We start from the raw sequence: 19,180 nt of genomic DNA on the forward strand, positions 1-19,180 counted from the left end.
TTGTTCTGATTCCTTGCGGTCACTCTTAGTGAGACAATAGGTACGGGAATTATACTCGCCTATTCTGGCAACCAGTCCAAAGGAATAATGTCCATGTGGAAACGAATTGCATTCATTTTGCTATTGGTGTTTAGTTTCAGTCTAAGCCATTCTGATGTAGCGATCGCTGCTGGTCTCAAAAGTTATGTTGACACCACTGATGGCTATGAGTTTTCATATCCTAACGGCTGGGTGCAAGTTAAAGTCGCCAACGGACCCGACGTGGTTTTCCATGACATCATCGAACCAAGTGAAAATGTTTCTGTGGTTATTAGCCCTGTTCCAGAGGGGAAAACTCTCAAAGAACTGGGAACTCCGGGAGAAGTAGGTTACAAACTAGGGAAAAATGCCCTTGCGCCTGAAGGATCGGGTCGTGAAGCCGAACTAATTAATGCTCAAGAACGAGAATATAAAGGCATAACCTACTATAAATTTGAGTATTTGGTTAAATTGCCCGGAAATCAACAACGTCACAATCTTACCAATGTTGCAGTTAGCCGTGGTAAGCTTTTCACCTTCAATGCTTCCGTTACCGAAAAACGTTGGCGTAGAGTTCAAAAACTTATAGAAGAAGCTATAAATTCTTTTTCTGTATATTAGTAGGGGCGCAAGGCATTGCGCCCGTACAGTGGTTAGATAACAACTAACAACTAACCACTAACAACTAACAATTTCTTATGAACACTCCACCTTTTGTACTAGCGTCTGCATCTCCTGCACGCCGCCGTCTTCTTCAGACAATTGGAATTGAAGCCATAGTTCGTCCTAGTGATTTCGATGAATCTCAAGTTCAATTGAGCGATCCCGCACAACTCGTGCAAACTTTGGCGAAACAAAAAGCAGCAACTGTAGTTCCCCAGTTTCAATACGCTTTAATCATGGGTTGTGATTCTGTTCTATATATGGGAGGTGAAATTCACGGCAAACCTGCAAATCCAGAAGAAGCACGCCAACGGTGGCAGAAAATGCAAGGAGGTTTTGGCGACCTCTACACGGGTCATGCGTTAATCGATGTCTCTCAAAATGTGAGTTTGTTAAGGTATCAGGTTACACGAGTTTACTTTGCAAAACTCGATCTTGATACCATTGATGCTTATGTTGCTACGGAAGAACCTCTCAAATGTGCTGGTGCATTTGCACTTGAAGGTTATGGTAGTTTGTTTGTAGAGAAAATTGAAGGTTGCCACAGCAATGTTATTGGATTAAGCTTACCCCTACTGCGGCAAATGATAGAGGAACTAGGGTATAAAATTACAGATTTTTGGAAAAATTGTTGATTGTTAGTCAATCCGAAAGGATGAGTGATGAGATGAATTTTGGATTAAGCTAAAATTGTCTTAGCCGAAAGAATTGAGAACTTACAGCTAATACCCTTTAGGAATACACGGTGTACTCCAGCCCGAACAGCGCGAACAACTGGCGATTGTTCAGCGAAATGCCATGAGATTGCACAAAATAGTCAATACCTTACTTGACTTCTCCCGAATTGAAACAGGCAGAATACAAGCAGTTTATGAGCGTGGAAGGACTCCAAGCGGGAGCTGATGATTACTTAATCAAACCCTTCAGTGCTCGCGAACTGATGGCACGGGTTGAAACTCAACTGCAAACTCAGGCGGAAGCTAGTCGGCTGCTGGGTCAACATTTAGGCGTTGACCGCGCCTACTATGTTGAGGTCAACGTAGCAGAGAATCATGCCCGCGTTAATCAGGATTATTTGCGCGGCGATTCGCCAACGCTTGTGGGCATTCATCGGTTTACAGACTTCGGCTGGATTGTGCCTCATCTCCAAAGGAAGCTAAAACTCCATAACAGACTGTTGCACCATAATAGAGGTACAGAGCCAATCCACAATAAATAAAAATTATGAACATCCAACTTAAGCCCGAAGAAGAGCAATTTATTCAAATACAAATTGCTGGAGGTAAATACGAAAATCCGGAAGCAGTTATTAGTAAGGCACTGAAACTATTGAGGGAGTGGGAAAAAGGCTATCAAAATTGGGTTGAGGAAACCCGTAAAAAAGTAGAAGTCGCTGCGGAACAGTTAGATAGAGGTGAAGGTATTGACGGGGAAGTTGTAGTTGAGCGACTGCGAGAGAAATTGCGTAAAGCTAGAGAGAATCAAGGATGAAACAACACATTATCTCCCCAAAAGCCAATCAAGACTTGGAAGAAATTATTGATTATTTTACGAGTCGTAATATTGATGCTGGGGAGCGTTTTATTGATGAGTTTAATAAAAAATGTAGAAATCTTGCTAATTTCCCAAATATGGGACGCAGTTATGCCGACATTAAGGATTATTTGCGGGGAGTGCCTTTAAATGGTTACATTATTCTTTACCGAGTTACAGATGGCGGAATTGAAATTTTACGTGTAGTTAGCGGTTACAGAGATTTAGAGTCTTTGTTTGCAGAAAATGATGATTAAGCAAGGATTTTTTGCATATTTTAAAAACCTCTCTTCTACGAGGAGAGAGGCTTAAGATTTTTTCCCTCATTTGTAACTTCAGTTTGGGGAGGAAGCTCGACTATTAATCACTAACTATTTACTATAGTAAAAAGCAATTTCTTTCTCTTTCAAAGGTGCAAAACCTGCTTCTTCAAGCATTTGATTGAGTTCTGCTTGGGAAATGTGTTTTGCTCCAATTCTTACGATGCGCGATCGCATTGTATTTGATACCCCACTGCGCTGTCTGTTTGCTTCTAACCCCATCACCTTCTGATACAGTTCTAGCTTAGCCGGGGGAATGGGAGAACCGTCAAAATCAATTCCTCGTGCGATCGCTTCATCAATTGCATCAGCACCCTTAGTCGTTCCATCGTTTTGGTTAGTTTCAGTTGTCATGGCGAAACCAGAGCATAGTTACTCAGTAAATTTTACCAAGCATCGCATACAGTAAAATACTTAAACCATAAACTTTTTACAGCGTGTAGCTTTTTAGTTTATACATTTTACGCAATTTCAAGGTTATTCAGATTCTACTGAAGTTATTCTTTGTCTTATACTTAAGTAATTTTACTATTTTTTTCTCAAACGATCGCTATATACTTGTCACTTTTGGAGCTTTTGGTTTAATCTCAAACCAACGGTAAAGCAATAGGTTGCGCTATGTCAGACCCTCACACTCCTTATAAAAAAGACCGTACCTTAGAAAAAGCTCTAACCAACAAAATCATTGATGATTATTTTGATAACTCTGAAAGTTGGCTGAGAGCGATTCTGCGGATGTGTATTTTCTCCTTAGCCCACTTGAACGGACAACCAGTGTTTGTCGTAGAATGTCCCAACCAAGCAGTAGCCAAACGGCTGAGCCGCAAAATCTATCCTTTTAGAGGGATTGTATACTTTTTAACCGATAACTTTAACGCTGGCGATCGCTCCCTTTTCTGTTACCGGGATAGTTCTACAGGAGCTTGGCGTTGCTTCGATACTAGCACAAACTCTTGGAAAGCTTTAAGTTATCCACAAACACCTGCTACACCAACGGAATGATAGGGATTGGGGACTAGGGACTGGGAATGACATCAACGAACAGATTCCCCATTGCCCCTTATCCCCAGAGGGGACCCCGAGTTCCCCATTTCCTACTCCCTAATTTGCTTTGTCACCAAACCACCAACGAAAGCCCCCAAGATAGTTCCCGTCCACAATCCAGTTGTACCGCCTTGCCACATTGCGGTTGGAGTAGTCCAAGCACCACACACCTGCTTCCATCCCCAAGGTTGATTTTGGCATTTCTGATTGTGAAGGCTCTGGGTAATTTGCCCCCCTACATAACCACCAAAAAACCCTGAGAATAAAGCTAAAAAAGTACAGATTAGGATTTTTTTTGTCATTTGTCATTAGTCATTTGTTATTGTCCTTTGTCATTTGTTATTTGTCCTTTGTCATTTGTTAATACCAATGACCAATGACTATTGACCAATGACCATCAACCAGTATTTCTCATTCCGGCGGCGATACCATTAATTGTTAACAATGCTCCCCGCAATAACTCGCCTTTGCTGTAACGAGAGTGAATAACTCCGGAAGTCACGTTGTTTCGGGCTTGACGCAGGCGTTTGAGGAGAGATACTTGTATAAAACCTAAAGGTACAATAGTACCATTACGGAGTTGTACGGAACGCTGCAGTGTGGGGTCACCATCTAGAAGTCGTTGATGCCCTGTAATTTGCAAGACAAAATTCCGTGTGAGATAGTACTCGCTGGCAATTTGCTCAAAAACCTTTTCCAAACGGGCTTTGTCTTCCGGTTCTGACAATTCGTCTACATAATGTCGCGCCATCTGTAAGTCTACTTTTGCCAAAGTCATTTCTGCTTTAGAAATAACCATCTTAAAGAAGGGCCACTTGATGTAAAAATACCGAAGTAATTTCAGATGTTCTTCTGGTTCCTCGTCTAAAAATTCTTGCAGGGCTGTACCCATACCGTACCAGGACGGTAGCAAAAATCGGGTTTGCGTCCAGCTAAACACCCAAGGAATAGCTCGCAAGCTACTTAAGTCTTTTTTACCAGAAGGGCGACGTGCCGGACGGGAACTAATTTGTAGTTGGCTGATTTCTTCAATGGGAGTAACTTGGTGGAAGAAGTCAATAAAATCCTGCTGCTCGTAAATTAGAGCGCGGTAGTGTGTACGCGATCGCGCTGCTATTTCTTCCATTATCTCATTCCAAGGTTGAATATCATCAAACCCAGTTCGCAACAAACTTGCTTGAATTACGGCAGTGGTAATTGTTTCCAAATTATACAGTGCTAAGTCTCTTAACGAATACTTAGAAGCTAAAACCTCTCCCTGTTCCGTAATTTTGATCCGCCCGTTGATACTGTGTCCTGGTTGAGCCAAGATAGCATCATATGCTGGACCGCCACCACGTCCCACAGAACCACCCCGTCCGTGGAAAATCCGTAAAGCGACACCATATGCTTCTGCGACTGTTTGTAGAGATTTTTGAGCTTTATGAATTTCCCAGTTACTGCTTAAGAAACCAGAATCTTTGTTGCTATCGGAGTACCCTAGCATCACTTCCTGTAAATTAGGCGTGAGTGGGGAAGGAGAGTGAGGGGGAGTGGGAGTGGGGGAGTGGGGGAGTGGGGGGGAGGACGGAGCTGTTACTCTTTCATCTTCTGTCTTTGCTGCTGCAAAGCCGCCTGCTAACAACGCACGGTACAGGGGTAATGCAAAAAGCTGGCTCATAATGCTAGTTGAACGACGCAAATCTTCCACTGTTTCAAACAGGGGAACGACTTGAATAGTACCGATAGCAGTACCGGGATCGTACAATCCTGCTTCTTTGGCTAAAAGTAACACTTCCAGTACGTCGCTGACTTCACGACACATACTGATAATGTATGTTTGACAGATATTTTGTCCGAACTCTTGTTGGAGCGATCGCACAACCCGTAAAGTTTGAATGACATCGTTCGTTTTTTCCGAAAATGGCAGTTCTGCTGGAATTAATGGGCGGCGGGTTTGAAGTTCTGCTGTCAACCATGCTACTCTTTCTTCTTCGGATAACTCGTTATAAGGAACTTTCAGAACTCCGAGATATTCCAAAATCTCATTTAAAGTGTCTGAGTGACGGGTGGATTCTTGACGAATATCCAGATGTGTTAAGTTGAAACCAAAAATTTCAACCTGACAAATAAGATTTTCTAATTCCCTACAACTTAAACCTGTTTCTGTCAAGTTCCTTTCTATCAAACGCAATTCTGCTAAAAATTCTTCTCCCGATTGATACGCCGGACCAGAATTTTCGTTCGTTATTTTTTCGCCCTTGTAAAGAGCCGAATTGCGATCGCGTGTATTTTCCAACCGCTTTTGAACGTAGGACAATTTTAACCGATAAGGTTCTTGACGATAGCGCAAAGCCAGTTTGTCGTAAACTTCGCTTAATTGAGACTGTTCGTACTCCAAAGATTCCAGTAAATCTGGCAAAACATCGCTCCAGTGTAGCGATAAACTGAGCAAATTAATTAGCTGCTTAATTGATTTGATATACCTTTCCAGAACGATATTGCGCTGATAACAAGCTGTTTGCCAAGTGATTTCCGGCGTCACAGATGGATTGCCATCGCGATCCCCACCCACCCAAGAACCAAAGCGACAAAAGTTTCTGCTTGGTGGTTCTAACCATGAGAAAGTGTTAGCCAAAGCGTATTTGAAGCGTTTATACAAATGTGGAATTGCATCAAAAATCACTTCTTGGAAGTAATGCAAAGCATAGTCTACTTCATCTAGCACCGAAGGCTTAAACTGATGAAGTTCGTCAGTGCGCCACCACAAGCGAATTTCCTCAAGCAACTGGGATTGTAATTCCTCTACCTCCCAAGGATATCCGCCTCCTGTCGAGCAAGCTTTCGGCGCGTCTTGACTGAACGGAGTTGAAACCGAAGGATTCCCAGCGATATGTTGATCGTTAAAAGAGCGCTTTTCCACGGCGTCAAGCTGTTGTAACAACTGTACGACTCGGCGCTGTTTGTCGCGAATTGTATGACGAACGATTTCTGTTGGATGAGCCGTAAATACCAACTGTACGTCTAATTGTGTAATCAGACGTTGAATTTGCTGTGGCGGTACATTGAGCTGAAATAGCTGAGGAAACAAAGTTGTAAAAGTGCCTTTCTGTTTTCCTTGTGAAGTTGCTTGCCAACTTTTTGTCAGAATATCTGCTCCCAATCCACTGTTCAGTGGTGCTTCAGCTTCTTCTTGATTGGAAGAATAAATAAAATTGGGTAGAGTTTCCTGTGTTTTTGCTTCTGTAGCTACCTCATAACGGCTTAATTGCTGTCTTTGTTCGTAATCCTGCTCTATGATATTAATCAGCTGAAAATATAATGCAAAGGCACGAGCTGCCCGAATTGCTTCATTAATATTGAGTTGTTCGATTAACTTAGATACAGAGGAGGCTTGGTTATCTATTGCTTGTCCTTCTGGCGAACATAAATCTCGCAGTTGCCGTAGTAAGTCCACCATCTTTTGACCGCATTCTTGTCGAAGCACTGACTCCCACAAATCCTCTACAATTTGGAGGCGATGGCGTAGAAACATTTCGGAGGCAGGGTAGATATTGACATCCTGAGATGCAGAAGAGTATAAAACAAAACTCATACCTTTAGTGGGTTAAGGAAAATAATATCTTTAAGTGTTTATCGACTCTGGAGATTTCTCGTCATGGAGTTTGCCACAGAATTTTTAACGGTCAGCGTATCTTTTCTAACTTTTATCGGTTTCGTTTCGCTCGGGGAAGTTGAGAATGGGGAGGCGATCGCCTCGAAACAATTCTTCACTAGCTTCACCGATCGCATACAGGGTTTCTACGGTGGTTTTTGAAGCTAGTAACAGCAGTAGTATAGACGCTGTACCAACTTGTAAGAGGGCATACTGAGGTATGGTAAACAAAAATAAGTCTAATCCAGTGTCAGAAGAAGGTTTAGAGTTGATGGACGGCATTGGTATTTCTTCCTGTAAAAAGAATAAAAGCAATGAAACGAAAAAATCAATAGAAGGCAGACGCTCTGCCCTATCTTTGCCGATTTTCTGAGAAAAGAAGGTAACAGAAGTGTTAAAAAAAGTTACATATTGTGCTTCTATGGTTCTAGTTTACAAGGGATTAGCAATTAAAAATTGGGAATTAGGTACTAAATCAGTGGCTAGTTTGCCAATCAGCAAAAAACACGCGGTTTCTCCGATCGCCGGAGGTTTTTAGATGAACAAACTCTTACCAGTGAGTCAGCAATCCTTGTTGCAATGGGTCAGCCAAGCAACGGGGATTAGCACTTTCGGGGTAAAAATCCGATTGCGAGGAAATGACCTGCACATTCTCTGTGAAGGATCGGAATGCCCTCAAAAGTGGCAAACTCTGTCTGACTTGCTTAGAGCACTACAGCAAACAGATTTGGATGTGCTGACAAGTGCAGAGCAACCCGCAATTTACCAAGTTCTCGTCTACGGACGCCGAAAAGGGGAAAAGAAACCCGAATGGTGCCACAGGGTACATCTCAATCAATTGGATCGGCATCTCAAACAGGTGCATCAATCGCTGTTACGAGACGCTGAAAAATCTGGCATGAAAAAACCAGCAGCAGTCAGTCCGGGCGGGGCGCTGATTGTGTCTAACGAGAGTTTAGCACGCCAAGGAAATCCAGATGCCATTGCGCGTTACCTCAGCGAAACCATGAGTGCTTTTGGGATATCCGTTGAGGTTAGGGTTATTCAGCAGAAGGTAACAGGACAAAGCAACCAGAAAGAAAGCCGCCTATGGGTATTCTGCCAATCGAGTTACAGCCCCGATCCATCTTTAATTGGCGAACCAATAGCTCAAAAATTACGCCATCTAAAACTTTCTGGCTACAAAGATGCCGCGATCGCTTCGCGAGTGAGTGGCGAACCTGCCTTAGATTGGCTGTTGCGGGTAGATTTGACACCATCAGAGGTGATGCTTCGAGAATGGGCGCGTTGGGGGGATATACAGGCAATTTCAATGCTGCTTAATGAGACTTTAGCAGAGTTGAAGGTTGCTGTAAAAGCGACTCTCAAAGAAACAACGCTGCATATCTTCTGTACCCCGGCTTTCGACCCGTTAGGCACTGCTGCTGTACCAGAACAGGCATTGTGTTTGGCAAAAATCAAACCGCTTTTGCAAGGTATAGCCCCTCAAGGTATTGTGGCTGCTGCTATATACGGACGCAAAACAGCTCGAGATAACAAACCAGCTTGGGTCGATTGGTCTACTTTACCTGCTACTGAGAATCCCAATTTTGCAACATCAGCTTTAGAGTTGGCAACAGCAGGAGATGAACCCGCGCTTGTTTTCTTACTCGAACGTCTGCTCAATCCCGATTTAGATTTACGTTTGAAAACAGGTGGTCTTCGCGTACTCCTACGGCGCAAAGAAGATTTGTTACACGTTATGTGTGACGCACCCGTGTGTCCCTCACGCAAACAAGTTGCAGGCAAAATTGCCCAGTTTGTACGTCAGTTAAAAATTTCTGATGTTGGAGGAATACGGATATACGGACGGCGGGCTGGTAATAAAGAACCTTTCTGGAACTACGGTGTTGATTTTGAAGAACGCCAGCGTCTAGTACCAGAAGCAACTCCAGAGTTTGCTGCAACTTCTGCATATATTGGCGAACTGCTTCCCGCTACAGAGGGCGAACCAGTTCTGCGCCCGGATTTAACACCGGAGGAAGTTCAAATTTTTGTTACAGAAGTTGCACGGGATTGGAGTACTTCTGTCAGAAAGTTTCTTATTGGAACGCATTTATTTGCTGACAAAGACCAAATCCAAGAAGAAGCAGCCGATTCTCAAGGAATTCGCGTGGCTTTAGTCTGGGGAGCGCTTGGCTTAATTCTTACATTACAATCTGATTGGGTTTTAGGGAGAATCATTGCTCGCAACACACCACCAACTCCAACAGTGGCAGTTATGACATCTGCTACCTCTGGGGTTTCTAAGAACAACGGTAACGAGCAGGGTGAAAGTTCAATCTTTTTTACAAATACGTCTAAAGCAAAGCTCTCACGTAAACAACACAAACACGATGGTTTTAATCATTCGGGATTTATTCAAGCAAGCGACGATCGCCAAGATAATAGTATAGAAACTGTACCTAACAAACCAAGGGCAAATACAACTGCTATTCTTTTGGCAGCGCGATCGCAAATGCCAACTTTTAATGCTCGTCAATTAGACGAACAACTCGTTCTTTACAAACATCGTCTGCAAAAAAAAGGTAGCCCACCTGATGTGTTGATTATTGGTTCTTCCCGTGCTCTCAGGGGAATAGATCCAGAAGCTCTTTCTCAAGCTTTAAAGAAAGAAGGTTACTCGGATGTCGATGTCTTTAACTTTGGTATCAATGGTGCTACAGCACAAGTAGTTGATTTTATCCTTCGTCAAGTTCTAGAGCGCTCGCAACTGCCAAAACTCATTCTTTGGGCTGATGGTTCACGTGCTTTTAACAGCGGTCGGGAAGATCTAACTTTTCAAACAATTACATCATCACCTGGATATCAAAAAGTTTTAGAAAAAGCACAATCTAATAAGAGTGAGGGTGAAGATACCGATAAAAAACAAACTAAAAAAGAAACTAGTCTTGGCTACAAAGCTGTTGATGAATGGCTTAGTCAAGGAATAGGGAATTTATCTGCTAGTTACCAACAAAGAGACCGACTCAAACAACTTTTGAACCAACAACTCAAATCTCTACCAGGATTAAATAGTGGCTTAGTATCAAATAGCGCGGAATTAAATCAAACTGAATCTACCGAGGAGAATTTACAACAAGCAGTTGATTTTGATGGATTCTTATCTTTATCCATCCGCTTTCAACCCGACCAATACTACAGCAAACATCCAAAAGTTCCTGGTAGTTATGATAACGACTACAAATCTTTCAACCTTCAAGGGGAACAAGAGACAGCTTTGCGATCGATACTCGAATTGACCGAAGCTCACAATATTTCCCTCGTGTTTGTGAATATGCCTCTCACTGCTGAGTATCTCGACCCCATGCGCTCAAAGTATGAGAAAGAATTTCAGAACTATATGTTGAGCTTATCCGAGCGCCCAAACTTTATCTATCGAGATTTAAGTCAAACTTGGCTCAAAGCCAATAGTTTATTTTCCGATCCCAGCCATCTCAATCGATATGGCGCATATGAAGCCTCTAAAAAACTAGCTAAAGACGCAATGATTCCTTGGTCAGTTCAGTAAACAGTGACCAGTAAACAGTGACCAGTGACCAGTGACCAGTGACCAGTGACCAGTAAACAGTGACCAGTGACCAACTACCAACAACTAACAACTAACAACTAACCACTAACAACCAACAAAAGATGAATTTAATATCTATTTTATACGGGCTATTTTTGCTCAGTGTATTAGGAATCTACTGGTCTGTTGGGCAACAGAAGTTGCGCCTATGGACTTTACTTATTGCTAGTGTTGTTTTTTATGCTTCCTTAGGTGAAGGTAATTCTAACACAACAGTGTTGGCTACACAAGTTCAGTACATTCCTCTATTATTTGCATTAATTTATATTAACTTTCGCTTGGGACGAGAAATTAGTGAAAGTACTTCTCCCGGACAACATAATGTAGATTGGCAGCTCTCTAATGAAGATTGGCGTTTTGCTCAAGTTGATTGGAATCGTCGTCGTTTAAATCTTCTGTGGTTTGGTATAGCTTTAAATGTTTTACTACTTCTTGGTTTTAAGTATTTGCAGCCTAGCTTGAATTTCCTATTTCATAATTCCGTCCCTACAAATTCTACTACTGACTCTTTAAAATTAATTGCTCCTTTAGGAATTTCTTTTTTCACCTTTGAGTGTATTGCTTATTTGGTTGATGTCTATCGTGGTGCGCCTGCTACTAAGGATTTTCTAAAATTTACAGTTTATAAATTTTTCTTTACCAAACTCATTTCGGGGCCAATTACTCGGTTTCATACTTTAAGCAACCAACTTCAAAATCTTCGCTTTCCAAGTCCAGATTTGGTTGCAGAAGGGCTGTGGCTCATTGCTAGAGGTGCTGCAAAAAAACGGATTTTTGCAGACCATTTAGGTATTTTTGTGGATGTGTGTTTTGGTAATTTACCAAGGGCAGGTAGCTTGGATTTATGGTTAGCAACATTTGCTTATGGCTTGCAATTGTACTTAGATTTTAGTGGCTATGTTGATATTGCCCGTGGTAGTGCGATGCTATTCGGTTTGGTTTTACCAGAAAATTTTAAGTCTCCTTATTTCAGTACTAGCATTGCTGATTTTTGGCGACGCTGGCACATGACTTTGGGTGATTGGTTGAGAAATTATCTGTATTTTCCTTTGGGAGGCTCTCGTCAGGGATTGGATCGGACTTGCTTGAATTTACTGATTATTATGTTAATTGCTGGCATCTGGCATGGAGCGGCATTAGGTTTTGTTGTTTGGGGTTTATTTCACGGGTTAGCTTTGGTTGTTCACCGTCTCACAGATGCATTTAGCGATCGCAATGAGGATTTAGAGAACTTTTGGCACAAGCCACTCGGTACGTTTTTGGCTTGGTTACTCACGCAACTGATGGTGTTCGCATCATGGATTTGGTTCCGGTTGCCAAATTTAAATGATTCCTCTTTAGTCTTTCAGCATCTTTTCGGTTACCCAGCCGATGCCCAATTTGCTCAAAAGGTATATGTAGAAGTCCTCAATATCAGTCAGTTTCAAGTGATGGTTCTTTTGGCTGTTTTAGCTACGCTTATGGCTGTAGTTTATGCTTTCAAGCAGACTGTGAAGTTACAGTTTAATTGGCCTGTCAAGCTTGTGTTTGTACCTTTATGTTTATACGGTGTTTGGCTGCTTGCTCCAGATGGCAGTTTACCTTACATCTACTTTGATTTTTAACTATAACATTATAAATAGATTGAGGTCTTAGCGTTAGTTTTACCCCACCCTAACCCTCCCCGATGCATTGGGGAGGGAACTGGACTGGAAATTAGAAATTCAGTTTCCCCCCTTTATAAGGGGGGATTAAGGGGGGTAAAAACTACTTATGGTTTACTATTACAACTGCCGAACTATCGGTTGACTGTCTTTAACTTCACCAATCAACACTAAATCGACACAATTGACAAAAATTCCATTCTCCAACACTCCAGGAATATTGTTAAGTGTTTTCTCAAGGTTAACTGGGTCGCTAATTATGTCGAATTTGACATCAATTACCATGTTTCCTTGGTCGGTAATGACGGGACCTGCTTTTTTAACACCCATGCGGAGTTCTGGTTTACCGCCTAATTTCTCAATGGCTCTTGTCACAGGTGCGATCGCCATTGGGATAACTTCCACTGGTACAGCAAATACAGAACCCAATCGGTCTACTAATTTACCACTATCGACAACGACAATAAATCGGTTTGCTAGGTAATCAACAACTTTTTCACGAGTGTGGGCTGCACCACCACCTTTGATTAAGTTTTTTTGAGGATCGACTTCATCTGCACCGTCAATGGCTATGTCAATGCGATCGATAGCGTCTAGAGTGGTTAGCGGGATACCATACTGTTTGGACAGTACCTCGGCTTGAAATGAGGTGGGGACGCCAACAATATCTTTTATTTCACCAGACTTAAGGCGATCGCCTAAAAACTGAATTGCGTATGCTGTCGTTGACCCCGTACCCAACCCAACTATAGAACCTGATTCTACCAAAGCGGCGGCTGCTTTACCGACTTCTTGCTTCATCAACTTAACGGGGTCTGCTGCTGCGGTCATTCCCAAGGCTCCTCAAACGTGAACTATAGTTTAGGTTAAAGGAAAAAGGTCGAGATGAGCAAAAGTGCTATCTAGTCAATGCTCTAGACCTTGAAAACTGCTGTAGTGTTATGTAGTAGGCAACAATACTAAGTAGAAATCCGTCACTGAATAAGTTTTTGCAGAGCAGTAGTTGCTTAAAGTGTATACAATTATGCGTCAGCTTCTAAGTACTCTCTCATTAGTCGCACTACTACAATATTCTCCCAATGTAGCGATAAGCTGGGTACGGCTTGCGCCAAAGGCGATGCTGCAAAGCAGCCGCTTCGCGAACGCACTCGAGCAAGCCAACACCGAACAATCATCAGATCCAGTAGCACAAGTCGTTGCTGCCAAATTGATGTCTAATGCCCCTGATGGAAATTTTTACCCAGAACGGTTTGTGAGTCGGGCGGAATTAGCTTCGATTATGGTAAAAGCATTTCGACTGGATAAACGACAAGCAGCTACCAAAGAAAATTTCAAAGTGACTGACGTATCTCCCTCCAACCCGGCGTTTAAAGATGTTCAAATAGTTTTAAAAACTGATATTATGAAGGGTTATCGGGGAAATTTATTCTTCCCAAACCAAAGAGTTACAAAAGCGGAGGCTTTAGCGATTTTTGCACAAGCTTACGGCGTTTTTCAATTTCCTGATGAAACAGTCAATGAGATTCTTGCATCCTATCCGGATGCGGCGTCTATTCCAACTTGGGCGAGGAAAGCACTTGCCACAGCAGCTAGCGAGGGATTTGTCAATACCGACGAACAAGGTAATCTCGCCCCATTACAGCCTATGACTCGTGGAGACATGGCTTATGTTCTGAGCAAGTATTTACACAGACAACAGCCGCAGCCGCAAACTCCAGAAGTTCCGGATGCACGCGATCGCAAATCTTAGATACAGTAAAGACAACGGAAACAAAAGAGACTTGGTAGACGAGGGAGAATATTTCTGTTATCCTGCTGTTTTTTGCCGTTTAGTTCTTTTTTGTAACTGTTCGATCGCGACTCAATAATCTGACAACCCCACCATGGGAAAATCAGAAATACAAAAAGTAGAGAGGAAAACCCTATAGTTATGCACCTGAGTGAAATTACTCATCCCAACCAACTGCATGGTTTGTCGATTCGCCAGTTACAACAAATTGCCCGTCAGATTCGAGATAAACATCTTCAAACTGTAGCAGCAACTGGAGGACACCTCGGACCTGGTTTGGGAGTTGTAGAATTGACCCTAGGGCTTTACCAAACGCTGGATTTAGACCGCGATAAGGTTATCTGGGATGTAGGACACCAAGCTTATCCTCACAAACTCATTACAGGACGCTACGCGAACTTTCATACTTTGCGGCAAAAAGATGGAATTGCTGGCTATCTCAAGAGATGTGAAAGTAAATTCGATCACTTTGGTGCGGGACACGCTTCCACCAGTATCTCTGCTGGATTGGGCATGGCTTTAGCAAGGGATCTCAAAGGAGAAAAGTTTAAAGTTGCCGCGATCATTGGTGACGGTGCGCTGACTGGTGGTATGGCATTAGAAGCTATCAACCACGCCGGACATTTGCCCAAGACTAACCTGCTGGTTGTCCTGAACGACAATGAAATGTCCATCTCTCCCAATGTTGGTGCGATTCCCCGCTACTTAAACAAAATGCGTCTGAGTCCGCCCGTACAGTTCCTTAAAGATAATTTTGAGGAACAAGTCAAGCACATTCCCTTTGTTGGAGAATCCCTTTCACCCGAATTAGAACGCATTAAGGAAGGGATGAAGCGTTTGGCTGTACCCAAGGTAGGGGCTGTCTTTGAAGAACTGGGCTTTACTTACATTGGACCTGTAGACGGACACAATTTAGAGGAATTGATTGCTACTTTCCAGCAAGCGCATCAAATACCAGGTCCGGTTCTAGTACACGTTGCAACCGTCAAGGGCAAAGGTTATGAAATTGCCGAACAAGACAAAGTTGGCTATCATGCCCAAGTTCCCTTTAACTTAACGACAGGGAAAGCAGTTCCCTCCAATAAGCCCAAGCCACCCGGTTACAACAAAGTTTTTGCCCACACTTTAGTTAAGCTTGCCGAACAAAACCCCAAAATTATTGGTATTACTGCCGCAATGGCAACGGGAACGGGGTTAGATAAATTGCAAGCCAAGCTACCCAATCAATATATAGATGTAGGCATTGCCGAACAGCATGCTGTGACTTTAGCAGCTGGGCTAGCATCTGAAGGTATGCGTCCGGTAGTCGCTATCTACTCTACTTTCTTACAACGCGCCTTCGACCAAATCATTCATGATGTTTGCATCCAAAACCTGCCAGTGTTCTTCTGTATGGATAGGGCAGGAATTGTTGGTGCTGACGGTCCGACACACCAGGGAATGTATGATATTTCCTATCTACGTTGTATTCCCAACATGGTACTCATGGCACCTAAAGATGAGGCAGAATTGCAACGGATGGTAGTTACGGGTATTAATCATACATCCGGACCAATTGCAATGCGGTTCCCCCGTGGCAGTGGTTATGGTGTTCCTTTGATGGAAGAAGGCTGGGAACCTTTAGAAATTGGTAAAGGGGAAATTCTTCGTACTGGAGATGATGTGTTGCTCCTTGGCTATGGCACTATGGTACAACCAGCAATGCAAGCTGCTGAAATTCTTAGCGAACACGGTATTGAAGCAACTGTAGTAAATGCGCGTTTCGCCAAGCCTTTAGATACAGAATTAATTTTCCCACTTGCCAAGAAAATTGGACGAGTTGTCACTTTAGAAGAAGGCTGTATTCCGGGAGGCTTCGGATCGGCAGTTGCAGAAGCGCTTTTAGATGCTGATATAGTCGTTCCTGTTAAGCGCATCGGTATACCCGATTTGTTGGTAGACCATGCCGAACCTAACGAATCAAAAGCCGCATTAGGTTTAACAAGTCCCCAAATTGCTGACAGAGTTTTACAAGCTTTCTTTAAACGCGAACTTTCTACTGTCAGTTAACATTAGGTTCGCTACGTTGATTTGACGCAACTTTAAAATCCCCGACTTTTTGAAGGAAGAAGTCGGGGATCTTAACAAGTTAAATTGGGCATCGTCAGAAATTATATTGCCCAAAACTATTTTGACAAAGAACACAGATCTAGAGCATTAGTGACAAGTTAAGGTTGTGATGTATTTGTCAATAATATCTAATACTAATTCTCCAAATGATTGCTATACACGATCCCCCTAAATCCCCCTTAAAAAGGGGGACTTGAAGTACTTTCCCCCCTTTTTAAGGCTACGGTGTACACACATCTTTCAAGATCCCCCTAAATCCCCCTTAAAAAGGGGGACTTTCAAGATTTTCCCCCCTTTTTAAGGGGGGCTAGGGGGGATCGAAAATGCAAGAAAGCACTTTTAGAAGACTTGTGTGTACACCGCAGCCTTTTTAAGGGGGGCTAGGGGGGATCTCAATCTGTTGCTTTAATATAGAGAATTGGTATAAAGACTGAAGAACAAGGAAAAAACCGTGATGAAAAACATGATTTTTCGCTTGGCGATCGTCTCATCTTTGCTCTCATCATTCACTTGTGTGTTCTCACTTAAGTATAAAGATAAATTTAATACCTGATTCTTCAAATTCCAGCAGAATTACTAATTGACAAAATTAATATTATTTTAAATTGTTACCAATGGATCTAGAGTGGGCTTATACGTTGAAGTTGGGTAGCTACACCATTCAAATACCCTCGATCGCTCAAGGCATCAGGTGAAACTCTACCTACAGTAATGCCAGCTTTCACTAAAGATTCTACACTCGTTTTACCTGATTTGACTTCAGACAGCAGCCGACTATATCCAGGAATACCTTGCTGACCAAGCGCTCCTTTATAAGCAAAGTGGACGAGTTGAAAAGGTGTAAAACTACGGATTGAAGTATTGACTCTAATCTTTAGGCGTAATTACTTTTTAACTATAACGTCAGTATAGCGTTGTAATTTTGAGTTAGGACGATCGCAAGAACTGACACAAGAACTTTGCAGCCAGCTGAAAAATTTTTTTGTCTAAAGACGTAGCCAGTTTTGTTGCGATCGCATCTCTTGCAACCCAGTAAAAAGGTTGTGGCAAACCCAGTTTCTGCCAAACCTCTTCTACCGTATCACTCTTTGAATCCTCAATCTCCACAACAAAAGCATTGCCTGAAATTCGATGATGGGTAATACTATGAGCAAATGTGCTGGGTAATTCCACAAGTTGTAGATGTTCGAGAGATTTTAACTTTGTTTTGACTTCTAACACTTCAAGTTCACTCATTAATGGAAACCCAATAGTATGAGCTAAAAATCCTTTTTCTCTTTCCACAAAAGCGAGTGTATCAGTTGCCTTTCTCCAAACGATCGCAGCGAATAATTCTACATCTACTACATCGCGTCTGGGTTTCTGAGGAGGACAAAGTTCAGTACAATTCTTTTCAAAGGCTAAACAACGAGATCTTAACGGACATAACAAACAGAGTGGTTTCGTTTTACGACAAATAGTTGCGCCCAACTCCATCATTGCCTGATTAAAATCTCCGGGACGTTCGGCAGAAATTATGCTCTTAGCAAAATCTCGAATAATAGATTGACCGGAAGAACTCCACACATCTTTAGATAAAGCCAGCAAACGACTCACAACGCGCGTCACATTACCATCAACACAAGCAACCTTTTCATTACAACAAACACTTGCAATGACAGATGCTGTATACAGACCACAACCAGGAATTTCTAGCCACTCCTTATATGACTGAGGAAAACGACCTTCAAGTTTTTCAGCAATAAACACCGCTCCTTTCTTTAAATTACGAGCACGAGCATAATAACCCAGACCCGACCACAATTGACGTAGCGTGTCTTCATCACAAACGGCAAGATCGTAAACTGTGGGGAGTTGCTTGACAAATTCTGAAAACTTGGGAATAACAACAGCTAAAGTCGTTTGTTGACTCATAACCTCACACACCCAAGTGTGATAAATGTCTATCTTCTGACGCCAAGGCAAAGGTCTATGATGTTTGTCATACCAAGCTAAGAGTTCCTTAGCATATTCATTTGCATTCTGACATTCATTCATGCCGTAAAAACAGTGTTTTTTCTCTGAAAAATTTAAAATTCTATAGAAAATTTTACAAGAAAAATTTCCCTATTGTTGTATTATAAACAAACAAGGAAGCGCTCATGTTCCTCAGGAGCACTTCCTTGAAAAAAATTATTTTAATAATACTTCTGGAGTAATCATAGCATGACTAAAGCGCCAGAACCAGCTCCTGCTGGGGATTTTTTCAAAACATCCGCACAAGAAGTTCAACATCTTATCCGTAAACTTGCGAAACCAGGAAACGACCTGATAGCAGAAGTAAACAGTGAGATTGCACGCACAAATCCCTTCTTATTGATAGGAGCAGCCAAAATTGGGCAATTACTGCTGTTCCTCAAAGAACAACTCAAACCCAAACAATACTCGCAAGCCTTAGCCGATTCTTTAGGATGGGCATCAAGCATTGCCAACCAGTTATTGAAGCTAGCACCCATACTGGGAAATTTTACAACCGCACAACTCGAACAAATCGAGCACAACCTCTCCTCATCAGCGCTCTACAAACTAGCCACGGGTCGGACACCAGTGGAGGTGATTCAGACAATGCTGGAAAAAGCTTGTACCCAAGAGGTATCCCAAAAAGATATTCAAATTGAAACCAAGAAACATAAACAGAATCAACCGAGAAAAGAGTCAACACGATGGAAATATGTGGGGAATGGCAGAGAATACCAACCACCACGAATTTCTGAAGCAGCAGGTTTGGCTGTAGAACAACTTAGCAAACAAAATAGTCAGCCACGACGTTTTGTGATT

17 protein-coding genes and 2 pseudogenes are annotated in these 19,180 nt (G+C 42.4%); 13 read left to right on the top strand and 6 right to left on the bottom strand.

The window, feature by feature from the left end; genetic code table 11:
• Positions 1–93: 93 nt before the first annotated feature.
• The 6 genes and pseudogenes from psbP (at position 94) to ACKTT2_RS11345 (ending at position 2,471) form a co-directional block, all read left to right on the top strand.
• Complete coding sequence (psbP, locus tag ACKTT2_RS11320; protein ID WP_407886750.1) at positions 94–639, top strand: photosystem II reaction center PsbP; 546 nt, start codon at positions 94–96, stop codon at positions 637–639.
• 77 nt (positions 640–716) lie between these two features.
• Positions 717–1,316, top strand: coding sequence for a Maf family protein (locus tag ACKTT2_RS11325; RefSeq protein WP_407886751.1), 600 nt, complete (start codon positions 717–719; stop codon positions 1,314–1,316).
• 127 nt (positions 1,317–1,443) lie between these two features.
• A pseudogene (locus tag ACKTT2_RS11330) lies at positions 1,444–1,557 on the top strand (histidine kinase dimerization/phospho-acceptor domain-containing protein); the annotation flags it as partial.
• Between the two features lies 1 nt (position 1,558).
• Positions 1,559–1,648 (top strand): annotated as a pseudogene (locus tag ACKTT2_RS11335) (DNA-binding response regulator); the annotation flags it as partial.
• A 257-nt stretch (positions 1,649–1,905) separates the two neighbouring features.
• Positions 1,906–2,172, top strand: coding sequence for a ribbon-helix-helix domain-containing protein (locus ACKTT2_RS11340; RefSeq protein WP_407886753.1), 267 nt, complete (start codon positions 1,906–1,908; stop codon positions 2,170–2,172).
• A complete protein-coding gene (locus ACKTT2_RS11345) occupies positions 2,169–2,471 on the top strand; it encodes a type II toxin-antitoxin system RelE/ParE family toxin (RefSeq protein ID WP_407886755.1) in 303 nt (100 codons plus the stop codon). The genes ACKTT2_RS11340 and ACKTT2_RS11345 overlap by 4 nt, the downstream gene beginning before the upstream one ends.
• A 114-nt stretch (positions 2,472–2,585) precedes the next feature.
• On the opposite strand, the gene ACKTT2_RS11350 is transcribed toward ACKTT2_RS11345, so the two are convergent.
• Positions 2,586–2,888: a small RNA NsiR4-regulated ssr1528 family protein gene (locus ACKTT2_RS11350; RefSeq protein WP_407886757.1), complete on the bottom strand. Its 303-nt coding sequence runs from the start codon at positions 2,886–2,888 to the stop codon at positions 2,586–2,588.
• A 264-nt stretch (positions 2,889–3,152) separates the two neighbouring features.
• On the opposite strand from ACKTT2_RS11350, the gene ACKTT2_RS11355 reads away from it, so the two are divergent.
• Positions 3,153–3,536: a hypothetical protein gene (locus ACKTT2_RS11355; RefSeq protein WP_407886759.1), complete on the top strand. Its 384-nt coding sequence runs from the start codon at positions 3,153–3,155 to the stop codon at positions 3,534–3,536.
• A 92-nt stretch (positions 3,537–3,628) separates the two neighbouring features.
• Here the strand turns inward: ACKTT2_RS11355 and ACKTT2_RS11360 are convergent, their stop codons facing one another.
• The 3 genes from ACKTT2_RS11360 to ACKTT2_RS11370 form a co-directional block, all read right to left on the bottom strand.
• Positions 3,629–3,880, bottom strand: a complete 252-nt coding sequence (locus ACKTT2_RS11360) for a hypothetical protein (protein ID WP_407886761.1) — start codon at positions 3,878–3,880, stop codon at positions 3,629–3,631.
• 95 nt (positions 3,881–3,975) lie between these two features.
• On the bottom strand, positions 3,976–7,152 hold the full coding sequence (locus ACKTT2_RS11365) for a phosphoenolpyruvate carboxylase (protein ID WP_407886763.1): 3,177 nt from the start codon (positions 7,150–7,152) through the stop codon (positions 3,976–3,978).
• 105 nt (positions 7,153–7,257) lie between these two features.
• Positions 7,258–7,494 (bottom strand): hypothetical protein, encoded by a 237-nt coding sequence (locus ACKTT2_RS11370; RefSeq protein ID WP_407886765.1) that lies wholly within the window; start codon positions 7,492–7,494, stop codon positions 7,258–7,260.
• 109 nt (positions 7,495–7,603) lie between these two features.
• Here ACKTT2_RS11370 and ACKTT2_RS11375 point away from each other — a divergent pair, with 109 nt between their 5' ends.
• The 3 genes from ACKTT2_RS11375 (at position 7,604) to ACKTT2_RS11385 (ending at position 12,426) form a co-directional block, all read left to right on the top strand.
• Positions 7,604–7,750: a hypothetical protein gene (locus ACKTT2_RS11375; RefSeq protein ID WP_407886767.1), complete on the top strand. Its 147-nt coding sequence runs from the start codon at positions 7,604–7,606 to the stop codon at positions 7,748–7,750.
• Positions 7,751–10,762 (top strand): DUF1574 family protein, encoded by a 3,012-nt coding sequence (locus ACKTT2_RS11380; protein ID WP_407886769.1) that lies wholly within the window; start codon positions 7,751–7,753, stop codon positions 10,760–10,762. It begins immediately after the preceding gene.
• Positions 10,763–10,884: 122 nt separating this feature from the next.
• The gene (locus ACKTT2_RS11385) at positions 10,885–12,426 is read left to right on the top strand and encodes an MBOAT family O-acyltransferase (protein WP_407886771.1); all 1,542 of its coding nucleotides are present in this window, start codon (positions 10,885–10,887) and stop codon (positions 12,424–12,426) included.
• 159 nt (positions 12,427–12,585) lie between these two features.
• Here ACKTT2_RS11385 and rpiA read toward each other — a convergent pair whose 3' ends face one another.
• Positions 12,586–13,296, bottom strand: coding sequence for a ribose-5-phosphate isomerase RpiA (gene rpiA / locus ACKTT2_RS11390; protein WP_407886774.1), 711 nt, complete (start codon positions 13,294–13,296; stop codon positions 12,586–12,588).
• Between the two features lie 193 nt (positions 13,297–13,489).
• On the opposite strand from rpiA, the gene ACKTT2_RS11395 reads away from it, so the two are divergent.
• Both ACKTT2_RS11395 and dxs read left to right on the top strand, forming a co-directional pair.
• Positions 13,490–14,215, top strand: coding sequence for an S-layer homology domain-containing protein (locus ACKTT2_RS11395; RefSeq protein ID WP_407886776.1), 726 nt, complete (start codon positions 13,490–13,492; stop codon positions 14,213–14,215).
• A 180-nt stretch (positions 14,216–14,395) separates the two neighbouring features.
• The gene (gene dxs, locus ACKTT2_RS11400) at positions 14,396–16,303 is read left to right on the top strand and encodes a 1-deoxy-D-xylulose-5-phosphate synthase (RefSeq protein ID WP_407886777.1); all 1,908 of its coding nucleotides are present in this window, start codon (positions 14,396–14,398) and stop codon (positions 16,301–16,303) included.
• A gap of 987 nt (positions 16,304–17,290) precedes the next feature.
• Here the strand turns inward: dxs and ACKTT2_RS11405 are convergent.
• The gene (locus ACKTT2_RS11405; protein WP_407886780.1) at positions 17,291–18,400 is read right to left on the bottom strand and encodes an A/G-specific adenine glycosylase; all 1,110 of its coding nucleotides are present in this window, start codon (positions 18,398–18,400) and stop codon (positions 17,291–17,293) included.
• Positions 18,401–18,568: 168 nt separating this feature from the next.
• On the opposite strand from ACKTT2_RS11405, the gene ACKTT2_RS11410 reads away from it, so the two are divergent.
• Positions 18,569–19,180: hypothetical protein (locus ACKTT2_RS11410; RefSeq protein WP_407886782.1), on the top strand; the 612-nt coding region annotated here is incomplete at its 3' end.

Origin of the sequence: Scytonema hankhaensis NUACC26 (genome assembly GCF_045865695.1) — a bacterium.
Lineage (GTDB): Bacteria > Cyanobacteriota > Cyanobacteriia > Cyanobacteriales > Nostocaceae > Scytonema.